This is a genomic window from Vogesella fluminis, from assembly GCF_014652335.1.
In the GTDB taxonomy this organism is placed as follows: domain Bacteria; phylum Pseudomonadota; class Gammaproteobacteria; order Burkholderiales; family Chromobacteriaceae; genus Vogesella; species Vogesella fluminis.
In genome coordinates this window covers 68,488-81,723 of sequence record NZ_BMYP01000012.1, presented here as the reverse complement: position 1 = coordinate 81,723, position 13,236 = coordinate 68,488, and the positions used below count along the sequence as shown (strand labels likewise).

The 13,236-nt window shown below is 66.3% G+C and carries 14 protein-coding genes; 10 read left to right on the top strand and 4 right to left on the bottom strand.

Going from position 1 to position 13,236, the window contains the following annotated elements:
• Positions 1 to 5: 5 nt before the first annotated feature.
• The 3 genes from IE083_RS06600 to IE083_RS06590 form a co-directional block, all read right to left on the bottom strand.
• A complete protein-coding gene (locus IE083_RS06600) occupies positions 6 to 764 on the bottom strand; it encodes a sulfite exporter TauE/SafE family protein (protein ID WP_189352824.1) in 759 nt (252 codons plus the stop codon).
• On the bottom strand, positions 761 to 1,789 hold the full coding sequence (gene ltaE, locus IE083_RS06595; protein ID WP_189352823.1) for a low-specificity L-threonine aldolase: 1,029 nt from the start codon (positions 1,787 to 1,789) through the stop codon (positions 761 to 763). The genes IE083_RS06600 and ltaE overlap by 4 nt, the downstream gene beginning before the upstream one ends.
• Before the next feature lie 127 nt (positions 1,790 to 1,916).
• Positions 1,917 to 2,141 carry a hypothetical protein gene (locus tag IE083_RS06590; protein WP_189352822.1) on the bottom strand — a complete coding sequence of 75 codons (225 nt, stop codon included), beginning with the start codon at positions 2,139 to 2,141 and terminating at the stop codon, positions 1,917 to 1,919.
• A 171-nt stretch (positions 2,142 to 2,312) separates the two neighbouring features.
• Here IE083_RS06590 and tcdA point away from each other — a divergent pair, with 171 nt between their 5' ends.
• Complete coding sequence (gene tcdA / locus IE083_RS06585) at positions 2,313 to 3,089, top strand: tRNA cyclic N6-threonylcarbamoyladenosine(37) synthase TcdA (protein WP_189352821.1); 777 nt, start codon at positions 2,313 to 2,315, stop codon at positions 3,087 to 3,089.
• Here tcdA and IE083_RS06580 read toward each other — a convergent pair.
• Positions 3,086 to 3,856, bottom strand: a complete 771-nt coding sequence (locus IE083_RS06580) for a substrate-binding periplasmic protein (protein WP_189352820.1) — start codon at positions 3,854 to 3,856, stop codon at positions 3,086 to 3,088. The two genes, tcdA and IE083_RS06580, sit on opposite strands and share 4 nt — an antisense overlap.
• 142 nt (positions 3,857 to 3,998) lie before the next feature.
• On the opposite strand from IE083_RS06580, the gene IE083_RS06575 reads away from it, so the two are divergent.
• The 9 genes from IE083_RS06575 to IE083_RS06535 all read left to right on the top strand — a co-directional run bounded on the left by IE083_RS06575 (position 3,999) and on the right by IE083_RS06535 (position 13,168).
• Complete coding sequence (locus IE083_RS06575) at positions 3,999 to 4,595, top strand: Maf family protein (RefSeq protein WP_189352819.1); 597 nt, start codon at positions 3,999 to 4,001, stop codon at positions 4,593 to 4,595.
• Positions 4,596 to 4,610: 15 nt separating this feature from the next.
• The gene (gene rng / locus IE083_RS06570; protein ID WP_189352818.1) at positions 4,611 to 6,107 is read left to right on the top strand and encodes a ribonuclease G; all 1,497 of its coding nucleotides are present in this window, start codon (positions 4,611 to 4,613) and stop codon (positions 6,105 to 6,107) included.
• Between the two features lie 44 nt (positions 6,108 to 6,151).
• A complete protein-coding gene (cysE, locus tag IE083_RS06565; RefSeq protein WP_189352817.1) occupies positions 6,152 to 6,934 on the top strand; it encodes a serine O-acetyltransferase in 783 nt (260 codons plus the stop codon).
• A gap of 200 nt (positions 6,935 to 7,134) precedes the next feature.
• Positions 7,135 to 7,365, top strand: coding sequence for a DUF2061 domain-containing protein (locus IE083_RS06560; protein ID WP_189352816.1), 231 nt, complete (start codon positions 7,135 to 7,137; stop codon positions 7,363 to 7,365).
• A 106-nt stretch (positions 7,366 to 7,471) separates the two neighbouring features.
• Positions 7,472 to 9,625: a UvrD-helicase domain-containing protein gene (locus IE083_RS06555; protein ID WP_189352815.1), complete on the top strand. Its 2,154-nt coding sequence runs from the start codon at positions 7,472 to 7,474 to the stop codon at positions 9,623 to 9,625.
• A 37-nt stretch (positions 9,626 to 9,662) separates the two neighbouring features.
• The gene (locus tag IE083_RS06550) at positions 9,663 to 11,369 is read left to right on the top strand and encodes a tetratricopeptide repeat protein (protein WP_189352814.1); all 1,707 of its coding nucleotides are present in this window, start codon (positions 9,663 to 9,665) and stop codon (positions 11,367 to 11,369) included.
• Positions 11,321 to 12,208: a hypothetical protein gene (locus IE083_RS06545; protein WP_189352813.1), complete on the top strand. Its 888-nt coding sequence runs from the start codon at positions 11,321 to 11,323 to the stop codon at positions 12,206 to 12,208. The genes IE083_RS06550 and IE083_RS06545 overlap by 49 nt, the downstream gene beginning before the upstream one ends.
• A gap of 52 nt (positions 12,209 to 12,260) precedes the next feature.
• Positions 12,261 to 12,440, top strand: coding sequence for a DUF3460 family protein (locus tag IE083_RS06540; RefSeq protein WP_189352812.1), 180 nt, complete (start codon positions 12,261 to 12,263; stop codon positions 12,438 to 12,440).
• 62 nt (positions 12,441 to 12,502) lie between these two features.
• A complete protein-coding gene (locus tag IE083_RS06535) occupies positions 12,503 to 13,168 on the top strand; it encodes a class I SAM-dependent methyltransferase (protein WP_189352811.1) in 666 nt (221 codons plus the stop codon).
• Positions 13,169 to 13,236: the final 68 nt, after the last annotated feature.

Below are 13,236 nucleotides of genomic sequence, written 5' to 3'. Positions count from 1 at the left end.
CAGCCTCAGCCGTACACCTTCCAGAAAAACGCCAGCGTCAGCGCGCTGCCCAGCGCCACCACCACGCGCTTGAGCCAGATCGCTGGCAGGCGGCGGGCGAGGCGGGCGCCGGCCACGCCGCCGGCGATGGTGCCTGCCAGCATCACCAGCGCGGCAGGCCAGTCGACGATGCCGGCGACGATGAAGGTCACCACCGCCACGCCGGAGATCACGACCGACAGCCAGGTTTTCAGCGCATTCATGCGCGTCAGCGTGTCCAGCGCGAACAGGCTGTACAGCGCCAGCATCATGATGCCCATGCCGCCGCCGAAGAAGCCGCCATACACCGATACCAGCAGCTGCCCGGCCAGTAGCCCGTTGCGGCTGCGGTGGGCGTTGGCCGCGTGCCGGCCCATCCAGCGGGTGAGGGTGGCACTGCAGGCGAACATGGCGGTGGCGAGCAGGATCAGCCACGGGATCAGCACGTCGAACAGCCGCGGCGACACCACCGTCACCAGCCAGGCGCCGGCCAGCCCGCCGGCGAGGCTGGCCACGCTCATGCCGGCAAACTGGCGCTGGCCGCGCAGCTCGCGGCGAAAGGCGAGGCTGCTGGCGACGTAGCCCGGCCACTGCGACACCGAGCTGGTGGCGTTGGCGACGATGGGTGGCAGGCCGGCGGCAACCAGTGCCGGGAAGGTGAGCAGCGTGCCGCCGCCAGCGACGGCGTTGAGCGCGCCGGCGGCGAACGCGGCTGCAAACAGCGCCAGCGCGAGGGTGAGCGTCATGCCGCCAGCACGCTGGCGAATACGGCGACGATGCGGTCGATGTCGGCGCGGCCGATCTGCCAGTGTGTCACCAGCCGCATCAGGCCGTGCTCGGGGCCGTTGGCCTTGATGCCGGCATCGGCCAGCGCCGCCATCAGCGTACCGCTGTCCAGCGTGTCCGGCAGGCGGAACCACACCATGTTGATGTGCACGTCATCCAGATTGACGCTGATGCCGGGCAGGGCAGCCAGCTGTTCGGCCAGATAGCGGGCGTTGGCGTGGTCTTCCGGCAGGCGGGTCACCATCTCGGTCAGTGCCAGGATGCCCGGCGCGGCCAGCACGCCGGCCTGGCGCAGGCCGCCGCCCAGCAGTTTGCGGTTCTTGCGGGCGCGGGCGATGAAGGCGGCCGGGCCAGCCAGGATGGAGCCGATGGGTGCGGCCAAGCCTTTGGACAGGCAGCACATCACCGTGTCGCTGTAGCGGGTGATGTCGCGCACCTCGCAGCCCAGGTGCACGGCGGCGTTGAACACGCGCGCGCCGTCCAGGTGCACCGGCACGCCGTGCTGCTGCGCGACATTCCACACTGCCGCCATGTCGGCCAGCGGAATGACGCGGCCGTTGCTGTGCGCGTTTTCGACGCAGATCAGGCCGGTGCGCGGCCAGTGGATGTCGTCACCGACACGGATGCGTTTTTTCACCTCGTCGGCGCGCAACATGCCGTCGGCGCTGGCGATGGTGCGCAGCTGCACGCCGGCGATCACCGCGGCGCCGCCGGTTTCGTGCCACACGATGTGGCAGTCGTCGCCGAGGATCACTTCGTCGCCGCGCTGGCAGTGGGTGTACAGCGCCAGCTGGTTGCCGAAGTTGCCGGACGGCACGAACAGCGCGGCTTCCTTGCCGAGAATGCCTGCGGCCAACGTTTCCAGCTCGCGCACGGTGGGGTCGTCGCCGTAGACGTCGTCGCCGACCACGGCGTCGAACATGGCCTGGCGCATGGCGAGGGTGGGCTGGGTGACGGTGTCGCTGCGGACGTCAAGCACGGGCATGGCGGGCTCCAATGACACACGGCAGCCGTGGGGCTGCCGTGTCGGGGTTGATCGGCAATGACACGATTGTGCCAGCCGTCATCGAGCCTGTAGAGGGCTATTTCGGATCAGTGTGTTCCGCGCGGGGTCAGCGAACGTGGTAGGCGGCCTTGATGGCATCGGCCTGTTGCCGGGCGGCAGCCAGTGTGCTGCCGGGCATGCTGATGTCGGCGCCGCAGCTGCAGCGCAGCGGCTGGTCGGGGACCAGGCTGGCCAGGTGCTGGCGGGTCTGGTGGCTGCACTGCGGGCAGGCAATGACCACTGTGGGTTTGTAGTGCTTGTCCAGATCGATGTCAAAACGCGGCAACTTCATGCGCAATCTCCCGGTTGTCGGCGCCGCCCACAGGATGCGGGTGGCAGAATTTTCATGGTAGATCAATGTCTTGTCCTGGCAAGGACGGATTGCGGCGGCGGCTGCCGCCTTGGCAGCCGGGGGGTGTTTTCGGTATGCTTGGCCGTTTTTCCTGATGATTGTCGAGCGAAGATGAGTGCCGATCTGGAACGCCGCTTTGGCGGTATTGCCCGTTTGTATGGTGACGCGGCCTTGCAGCGTTTTGCTGCGGCCAACGTCTGCGTGATCGGCGTCGGCGGCGTCGGCTCGTGGGCGGTGGAGGCGCTGGCGCGCAGCGGCATCGGCCAGCTGACGCTGATCGACCTCGACAATATCGCCGAATCCAACACCAACCGCCAGCTGCCGGCGCTGGACCCGTACTACGGCATGGCCAAGGTCACTGCGCTGGCCGAGCGCGTGCGCGCCATCAACCCGGCCTGCGTGGTGACCGAGGTGGAAGACTTCGTCACCGAGGACAATCTGGAACAGCTGCTGGGGCAGGGCTACGACTACATCATCGACTGCATCGACAGCCTGAAGATCAAGACCGCGATCGCGGCCTGGTGCGTGCGGCGACGGCAGAAGTTCGTGGTTTCCGGCGGCGCCGGCGGCCAGATGGACCCGTCGCGCATCGCGCTGGCGGATCTGTCGCAGGTGACGGAAGACCCGCTGCTGTCCAAGCTGCGCTACAACCTGCGCCGCAACCATGGTTTCACGCGCGAGCCGGGCAAGAAGCTGGGGGTGCCGTGCGTGTACTCCACCGAGCCGCTGGTGTATCCGCAGGCGGCGGCCTGCGACATGGACGCGGCGCGCGGGCCGCAGGGGCTGTCCTGCGCCGGCTTTGGCGCCAGCATGGTGGTGACCGCCAGCTTCGGCCTGTTTGCCGCGTCGCAGGTGCTGAACCAGCTGGCGCGCGCCGCCAAACGCTAATTGCGCGGCAGCCGGTACTTGTCGCGGTAGGACTGCTGGATGCGTTCGTACTCGCCGCTGCCTTTCAGCTGCAGCAGCGCACGGTCGAAATCCCGGCACAGCCGTTCGCTGCGAAAGCCGACATGGCGCGGCGAGCTGGGAAACAGCGCGTAGCTGATGACGGGCTGGCTGCGGTTGTTGAGATCGCGCTGTGTCGGGTTGGCGTGGAAGATCAGCTCGTCGCCGACCACCACATCGGTGCGGCGATTGAACAGCATCCTGTTCTGGATGTCCTGGTCGCCCAGTTCGGTATAGCCGGGCGAGCGTGCCACGGCCTGGCGGAACCCGTCGCCCAGCAGCTGGCGCGCATTCTGGAATGCCGCCACCCGGTATTGCGCCAGCTGCGACAATTGCGTCAGCACGATGCCGCTGCCCTGCAGCACGATGGCGCGGTTGCGGTAGTACAGCAGCGGCTGCGAGTAGCAGATCCCGGCCAGTACTCCCGGCACCAGCGTCAGCATGGCATCGACGTAGCCACGATCCAGCATCGCCAGTCCGCGTGCCTGCGGCAACTGCACCACCTGTGGCTGGTGGCCGGCCAGCCGCAGCGTGGCCAGCGCCAGCGTTACCTCCAGCCCGCTCCTGCCCCCCGCCTCGATGTACGGCGGTTTGGCAAGGCCGACGGCCAGCCGTACCGTGTCGGCATGGACTCCGGCGGCGAACAGGCAGCAGATCAGGAACAGGCGCAGCATGTCGTAGCGTTCTGTCATCAGCAGGGCAAAAGCCAAGATTAGACCATTAAAGCGGCATGGCATGTAGCTGATGATCGCCTGTATCGGATGGCGTTCTGCTTGCGGCCAACATATCCGGCGCAGGCCTGCTCTGGTAATCTTGTGTTCATTGCGTTTCCCTCTTGCAGATTGCCCGTTCATGAATTCCCGAAAGATCCGTCTTTATCTGGCCTCCGGCAGCCCGCGTCGCCGCGAGATCCTCGAACAACTTGGTTTCCAGCTGGAGCGCGTGCATGCCGACGTCGACGAGACGGTGCTGCCGGGCGAGGACGCCGCCGCCTATACCCGGCGTCTGGCTGCGGAAAAGGCCGCCGCCGGCTGGAGCGTGGCGCTGGCACTGGGGCTGCCGTCGCGGCCGCTGCTGGCCGCCGATACCACCGTGGTGCTGGACGGCGAGATCTTCGGCAAGCCGACCGATGCCGACGATGCCTTCCGCATGTTGCGTGCCTTTTCCGGGCGTACCCATCAGGTGCTGACCAGCGTGGCGATCCGCGAGGGCGAGCGCACCGAAATCGCCACCAGCAGCACCGACGTCACCTTCAAGCCGCTGAGCGACGCCGAGATCGAGCGCTACCTCGATACCGGCGAACCATTCGACAAGGCCGGTGCCTATGGTATTCAGGGCAAGGCCTCGGTGTTCGTGCAGCACATCTCCGGCAGTTTCACCGGCGTCGTCGGTCTGCCCGTCTTTGAAACCGCGCAACTGCTGGCGGCCTTTGACATCACCCTGCCCTGAGCGCGAAAGGCCACCATGCTGCAACAACCGATTCCCCTGCCACGCGATCTGCCGCGCCCGAAAGAGCAGATCCTGGTCAACATCACACCGCAGGAAACCCGGGTCGCGGTGCTGGAAGACGCCATCGTGCAGGAGCTGCACATCGAGCGTTCCGCCAGCCGCGGCATTGTCGGCAACATCTATCTGGGTCAGGTCAAGCGCGTGCTGCCGGGCATGCAGAGCGCCTTCATCGAGATCGGCCTGGAGCGCGCCGCCTTCCTGCACATCGCCGACGTGCTGGAACAGCGCCAGCACCCGTCCGAGCCGCAGCGCATCGAGAAGATGCTGTTCGAGGGCCAGACCGTGCTGGTGCAGGTGATCAAGGACCCGATCGGCACCAAGGGCGCGCGGCTGTCCACCCAGATCAGCCTGGCCGGGCGCTTCCTGGTGCACCTGCCGCAGGAAGAGCATATCGGCATCTCGCAGAAGATCGAGCAGGACGCCGACCGCCAGAGCCTGAAAGCGCGGCTGGAAAAGCTGCTGCCGGAGGGTGCGCCACGGGGCTACATCATCCGCACCAGCGCCGAAACCGCTACCGATGAAGAGCTGGGCGCCGACATCGGCTACCTGTCCAAGCTGTGGGCCGACATCCGCCACAAGTCGCAGCACCTGCCGGCGCAAAGCCTGCTGTACGAAGACCTGCCACTGGCGGTGCGCGTGCTGCGCGACATGGTCAGTGATCACACCGAAAAGGTGATCGTCGACTCCACCGAGAATTACGGCAAGATGGTGGAATTCGCCGAAGCCTATGTGCAGTCGGCGGTGGCCAAGATCGAGCGCTACAGCGGCGAGCGGCCATTGTTCGAGCTGCACGGCATCGAGACCGAGATCGAGAAGGCGCTGTCGCGCCGCGTCAACCTGAAGTTCGGCGGCTATCTGATCATCGACCAGACCGAGGCGATGACCACCATCGACGTCAACACCGGCGGTTTCGTCGGCAACCGCAACTTCGACGAGACCATCTACAAGACCAACCTGGAGGCGACGCTGGCGCTGGCGCGCCAGCTGCGGCTGCGCAACCTCGGCGGCATCATCATCGTCGATTTCATCGACATGGACAGCGAGGAGCACCGCAATGCGGTGCTGGCCGAGCTGGCCAAGGCGCTGGCGCGCGACCGCACCCGCGTGACGCTGAACGGCTTTACCAGCCTGGGGCTGGTGGAGGTGACGCGCAAGCGCACCCGCGAGAGCCTGGCGCACGTGCTGTGCGAGTCGTGTCCGGTGTGTCAGGGCCGCGGCGAGATCAAGACCGCGCAGACGGTGTGTTACGAGATCCAGCGCGAGATCGTGCGCGAGACGCGCCGCTTTGAGGCCAAGGGCTTCCGCATCCTGGCGTCGCAGAGCGTGATCGACATGCTGCTGGACGAGGAATCGCAGAGCCTGGCCATGCTGATCGACTTCATCGGCAAGCCGATCTCGCTGTCGGTGGAGGCCACCTACAGCCAGGAACAGTTCGACGTGGTACTGCTGTAGGCACGTACGGAACCGCGGTCAGGGTTGGCCGCAAGGAGCAATGAATGTCTGAAGCAAACGGCGATGCCCTGTGGCTCGCCATCCTGCAGGAAACCGAACAGGCGGTGCGTGACGAACCGCTGCTGGCCAGCTTCCTGCACATGACGGTATTGCGGCACGGCACGCTGGAAGACGTGCTGGCCTTCCACCTGTCCAGCAAGCTGGCCAGCCCGGTGATGGACGCCCGCGCGCTGCTGGAGCTGTTCCGCGAGGCGCTGGCCGCCGATCCGCAGATCAGCCGCGCGATGCGCGCCGACATCAGCGCCTGCTACGAGCGTGATCCGGCCTGCGACCGCTATTCCACGCCGCTCTTGTATTTCAAGGGTTTCCATGCGCTGCAGAGCCAGCGCATCACCCACTGGCTGTGGCAGCAGGACAGAAAGACACTGGCGTATTTCCTGCAAAACCGCATCTCCGAAGTCATGAGTGCCGATATCCACCCGGCGGCGCGCATCGGCCACGGCGTGATGCTGGATCACGGTACCGGCGTGGTGGTCGGTGAAACGGCGGTGATCGGTAACAACGTGTCCATCCTGCACGGCGTGACGCTGGGCGGCTCCGGCAAGGAGCGCGGCGACCGCCACCCGAAAATCGGCGACGGCGTGATGCTGGGCACCGGCGCCTCGGTGCTGGGCAACATCCGCGTCGGCGACTGTGCCAAGGTCGGCGCCGGCAGCGTGGTACTGGACGACGTGCCGGCGCACACCACGGTGGCCGGTGTGCCGGCCAAGGTGGTGGCGCAGCTTTGTCCGGGCACCCCGGCGCTAGACATGGATCAGCGCGTGTAGCGGCAGCGCGTCCCCGCAGGTCACAACGGCAAGCCGGCGGCTTGCCGTTTTTTCTGGCGGGTGACGGGGGACGCCTGTCCGGCGGCATGCCCTTTGCTGCAAGGGACTATCAGCGTGCTAAAAACATTCAATTTTGCACACAAAATGAGAATGACTATCATGTACACTGTATTCCATAGTCAGCCCGCCGGGAGGCCGTCATGCTCAAGACCATCACTTTCGCCATTTGCCACTTCAGCGTGGCGTTCACGGTCGCCTGGCTGCTGACCGGCAGTTTCGGCATTGCCAGCCTGTTGGCCCTGGTGGAGCCGCTGGTGAATACCGTTGCCTACTACTTCCACGAAAAGGTATGGGACGGCATCCGCAACCGGCGGCAGGGCGTACCGGATACCGCCGCCGCCGGTCATGACGGCTTTTTCCATACCCATTGAGCAGGGCTGCAGCCACAAGGTTGGCCGCAATGCGTTGCGGCCAACCTTGCGGTAGCGGGTGCTGGTGTAGAATCGGCGTTTTGCGCGTCACCTCGAAGCCTGCCCCATGAATAACGATCTGCTCGCCGGTCTCAATCCCGAACAACTCTCCGCCGTCACCTGGCCCGCCAAGAGCGCGCTGGTGCTGGCCGGCGCCGGCAGCGGCAAGACGCGGGTGCTGACCACGCGCATCGCCTGGCTGCTGCAGACCGGGCAGGCCAGCCCGGCCGGCGTGCTGGCAGTGACCTTTACCAACAAGGCGGCGCGCGAGATGCAGACGCGGCTGGCGGCGATGATCCCGGTCAACGTCAAGACGATGTGGATCGGCACCTTCCACGGCCTGTGCAACCGCTTCCTGCGCGTGCACTACCGCGACGCCGGCCTGCCGCAGACCTTCCAGATTCTCGACTCCGGCGACCAGTCGTCGGCGATCAAGCGCCTGCTGAAAAGCCTGGACATCTCCGACGAAAAATTCCCGCCCAAGGCGGTGCAGCAGTTCATCAACAGCCAGAAGGAATCCGGCGTGCGCGCCGGCGAGCTGTCGGCGCACGACCCCTACACCCGCAAGCTGATCGAGCTGTACGCCGCCTACGACGCGCAGTGCCAGCGCGAGGGGGTGGTCGATTTCGCCGAGCTGCTGCTGCGCAGCTACGAGGTGCTCAGCCGCAATGCGGCGCTGTCCGAGCACTACCGCAACCGCTTCCGCTTCGTGCTGGTGGACGAGTTCCAGGACACCAACCGCCTGCAGTACGCGTGGCTGAAGCTCTTGGCCGGGCCGGACAACGCGCTGTTCGCGGTCGGCGACGACGACCAGTCGATCTACGCCTTCCGCGGCGCCGAGGTCGGCAATATGCGCGCGCTGCTGTCCGATTACGGTGTGACTGGCCCGATCCGGCTGGAGCAGAACTACCGCTCCGCCGGCACCATCCTGGATGCCGCCAACGCGCTGATCGAGCGCAACGACGGCCGCCTCGGCAAGAGCCTGTGGACCGACGCCGGCCCCGGCGACAAGATCCGCCTGTACGAGGCCTACTCCGACGGCGAAGAGGCGCAGTTCATCGTCGACGAGGTCAGGGCGCTGGCGCGCGACGGCTGGAACCTGGCCGACATGGCGGTGCTGTACCGCTCCAACGCGCAGTCGCGCATCCTGGAACACGTGCTGGTGCAAAGTGGCGTCGCCTACCGCATCTACGGCGGGCTGCGCTTCTTCGAGCGACAGGAGATCAAGCACGCGCTGGCCTATCTGCGGCTGGTGGCCAATCCGGAGGACGACAACGCGCTGTTGCGCGTGATCAACGTGCCGGCGCGCGGCATCGGTGCGCGCAGCGTGGAAAACCTGCAGACCGCCAGCCGCGAGCAGGGTGTCAGCCTGTGGCAGGCGCTGTGCGGCGCCGGCGGCGGCCGCACCGCCGGCAAGCTGGCCGAGTTCGTGCGCCTGATCGACAGCCTGCGCCAGCGCTGCGAGGCGCTGAGCCTGGCGGAAACCATCAGCCTGATCATCGACGCCTCTGGCCTGCGCGCGATGTACGAAGCCGACAAGAAGGATGGCGAGGAACGCCTCGCCAACCTCGACGAACTGGTCAACGCGGCGCTGGGCTTCCTGCCGCAGGAGCCGGCGATGGCGGTGATCGAATTCCTGACCCAGGCCAGCCTGGAAGCCGGCGACCACCAGGCCGACGCCGGCGCCGACGCGCTGCAGCTGATGACGGTGCACGCGGCCAAGGGGCTGGAGTTCGACGCCGTGTTCGTCGGCGGGCTGGAAGAGGGCTTGTTCCCGCACGAGAACAGCATGAACGACGGCAAGGGACTGGAGGAGGAGCGGCGGCTGATGTATGTGGCGATGACGCGCGCGCGCAAGCGGCTGTACCTGTCCTGCGCGCAAAGCCGCATGCTGCACGGCCAGAGCCGCTACCCGATCCGCTCGCGCTTTGTCGACGAACTGCCCGCCGAGCTGTTACAAGTATTGTCTGCTACCGTTAAAACAGCGGCGGCGCCGGTGCGCAACGCGTACGCACAGGGCCGCATCGCAGCGGCGCCGCTTGCGGCCAACCTTGGCGGCTGGAAGATGGGGCAGGGTCTGCATCACACCAAGTTCGGCGACGGCGTGGTGATCAATGCCGAGGGCGCCGGTGATGATGTGCGCCTGCAGATCAATTTTGCCGAGCACGGCATCAAGTGGCTGGATTTGCGCTACGCCAAAGACAAACTCAGCGCGCAGTAAGCGCGCTCCGCCACGGCGGCAAAAGGGAATTCAGAGCATGAGCGAGCAGCCGATCCACACCTCGACCTTCAACGCCATTTCCGGCGTGCAGAAAAGCGGGCACCGCAAGGAGTACAACAATCCCTACGCCAAGAAGCAGTTCCTGGTCGTCGACAGCGTGCCGGAGATGCAGCGTGCGCTGGCGATGACGCTGGCCTCGTTCGGTGCCGAGAAGGTGGAATACGCCGGCAAGGCCGGTGACGCACTGGTGAAGCTGATGCGCTACGACTTCGACGTGGTGTTGTGCGATTTCGACCTCGGCAACGGCAACGACGGCCTGTACCTGCTGGAGGAGGCGAAGGAGCGCAACCTGCTGAAGCAGTCCTGCGTGTTCATGATCGTCAGCGGCGAGCGCCGTGCGGCCAAGGTGATCTCCGCCGCCGAGCTGGTGCCGGACGACTACCTGCTGAAGCCGTTCACCGGCGAGGTGCTGGCCGAGCGGCTGGAACGCGCGATGCGCCGCCGCGACGCCTTCCGTTTCGTCGACGAGGCGCTGATGAACCACGAGTACCTGGCCGCCATCGACGCCTGCAACAAGAAGATCGGCGAGCGCAGCGAGTTCACCCTCGACTTCATGAAGCTGAAGGGCAGCCTGAGCCTGAAGATCGGCGACTACGACACCGCCCGCGCGCTGTACCAGCAGGTGCTGAAGATCCGCGAGCTGCCGTGGGCACAGCTGGGGATGGCCAAGTCGCTGGCCTCGCTGAAACAGGTGGAGCCGGCGCTGGCGATGTTCCACCACATCGTGACGGAAAACGAGCACGTGATGGAGGCCTATGATTGGCTGGCCAGGCTGTACCAGGACAACCACGAGCTGGACAAGGCACAGGAAACCCTCAAGCGCGCCACCGAGCTGTCGCCGGCGACCGTGCGCCGCCACAAGGCGCTGGCCGAGGTGGCGCTGGAAAACGGCGATCTGGCGCAGGCGAAGGACGCCTACGGCACCACGCTGGAGCTGTCCAAGGCCAGCTGGCACCGCAACCCGGTGCTGTACGCGACGCTGGCGCGCACGCAGCTGGCCTGCGGCGACAAGGGCGAGGCGATGAAGACGCTGGCCTCGCTGCGCCGCGACTACAAGTACAAGCCGGAAGGCGAGTGGATGGCCGATGTGCTCGACAGCCAGATCCAGCAGCACAGCGGCAACAAGCAGCAGGCGGAAAAACTGCTGCAGTCCGCCGCCGAGCGCCTGCCACAGCTGGACAAGCTGTCGGCCGAGGAAAAGATGGAATTCGCGCGCACCTGTTACGCGCAGGGGCAGAAGGCGATGGGCGACGGCGTCGCCGGCCAGCTGATCCGCAACAACCACGACAATGAGCAGCTGCTGCAGCGGCTGTCGAGCATGTTCGACCAGCTGGGCATGGCCGACGCCGGCGCCGACCTGATCATGCACAACGTGCAGGGCATGGTCGACCTCAACAACAAGGCGGTGCGCGAGGCGCAGGCCGGCGAGCACGACAAGGCGATCGCCATGTTCCGGCAGGCGCTGCAGGAGATGCCGGACAGCATCCAGCTGATGCTGAACCTGGTCAACGCCGTCATTGCCCAGGTGCACCTCAAGGGCTGGCATGAAAGCCACGTGCGCCAGGCCTACGACTACCTGCAAAAAGTGCGGCAGATGGCGCCGGCCAACAACAAACTGCAGAAGCTGATGCAGGCGTGGCGGCTGCTGATCGAGCAGCACGACAAGCGGGAGTTCCTGCTCTGAGCGCGCCGCTGGCCAGGGTTGGCCGCAGCGTGCAGCTGGCCCTGCTGCTGCTGGGCTGGCTGGTACTGGTACTCGGCAGCGGCTTCCTGGCACTGGAGGCCAGCCGCGCCGACGCCGAGCAGGCGCTGCAGCGGCAGGCGCAGCAGCAGTCGGCGCTGCTGACGCGCGACCTGTTACAGCTGCACCAGCACTTGCTGGAGCTGGCGCAGCAGTTCGCCGACACGCCCGGCGAGCAGATCCCGGCCTGGCAGGCGGGCATGGTGCTGCAGCGCTTTCCGGCGCTGGAGCGGGTGGCGCTGCTGCGCGACAGCGAGGACGGCCTGCTGGTGACGCAGGTGGTGCCGCTGCGCCTCGGTGCCGATGTGGTGCCGGAGCCGGATCTGGCACGGCAGCCTGCGGTTGCGGCCAACCTTGGCCGCCTGCGCCAGGGCCAGCCGCAGGTGCAGCTGTGGCAGGACGAGGACGGGCAGGCACAATTGCTGAGCATCTATCCGCTGGCGCGCGCCGGTGACCGGCGCTTCATCGCGCTGTGGCTGCGGCCGCAGCGCTGGCTGTCGCCACAGACGGAGGAGGAGTCGGACACCGGCCGCGCACTGCAGCTGATGGGCAACCCGCATCCGGCGGTGGCGTGGCCGGCGATGCTGCAGGTGCGCGAGGTGGTGATTGTCGGCGAACAGCGCTACTGGCTCGGCCTGCAGCGGCCGCTGCGCGGCAGCGATTGCCGCCTTTCGCTGTGGCTGCCGCTGCTGCTGGTATGGCTGCTGCTGCTGGGTCTGCTGCTGACCGGCACGGTGTTCCGCTGGCGGCTGGCAGATGGTCACCATGTCGCCGGCAGCTGAACACGGCGCCGTTTTGCAGTACAATCGACGCCATTATTTCCGGGGGCATACCATGTACCAGTCCGAATTCACCCGTTTCATGAATGATTTCCTGGCGAAAAACCCGCAGGTAGAGAGCGAACGCCGCGAGCTGCGCCTGACCTGGTGGGATCGCAAGCTGGATCTGGAGGACCTGCGTCGCTGGAACGCGTCCAAGGTGCCGCAGAAGCCGTACGTGTACCAGCCGGACTGAGCGGCCCTTGCCGCATCGCAGACCAACGCCCGCAAGGGCGTTGTGCTTTTCTGGAGTAAAGCATGACCCGCACGACCATCGCCGTTGACGACCGGCTTGCCGCCTACCTGCTGCAGATCGGCGTCACCGAGCACCCGGTGCAGACCGCGCTGCGCGAGTTCACCGCCACCCACCGCATGGCCAAGATGCAGATTTCCCCGGAACAGGGGCAGTTCCTCGCCTGGCTGGTCAAGCTGCTCGGCGTGCGCCGCTATCTGGAGATCGGCGTGTTCACCGGCTACAGCGCGCTGACCGTGGCGCTGGCCATGGGCGAGCAGGGCCGTACCGTGGCCTGCGACATGAGCGTCGAATTCACCACCATCGCCCGCGACTACTGGCGCCAGGCCGGGGTCGAGGACAGCATCGCGCTCTACGTGCAGCCGGCGGTGCAGACACTGCAGATGCTGCTGGACGACGGCCAGGCCGGCAGCTTCGATCTCGCCTTCATCGACGCCGACAAGACCAGCTACCCGCAGTACTATGAAGCCTGCCTGCAGCTGGTGCGCCCCGGTGGCGTGATCGCGGTCGACAATATTTTCCTGAACGGTCGTGTGGTCAGTCCCAAGCCGGGAGACCCGCCGGCAGTACGGGCGATGCAGGACTTCAATGCCAGCCTGAAACACGACCCGCGGGTGGTGATGTCGGTGCTGCCGATCGGCGACGGCATGACCCTGCTCACCCGCCGCTGATGCCGGCGCCGCGGAACTGTTGCCGTGCCGCGGCGGTCTGTTGTTACCCGTTTCTCCGGCGACCGGCC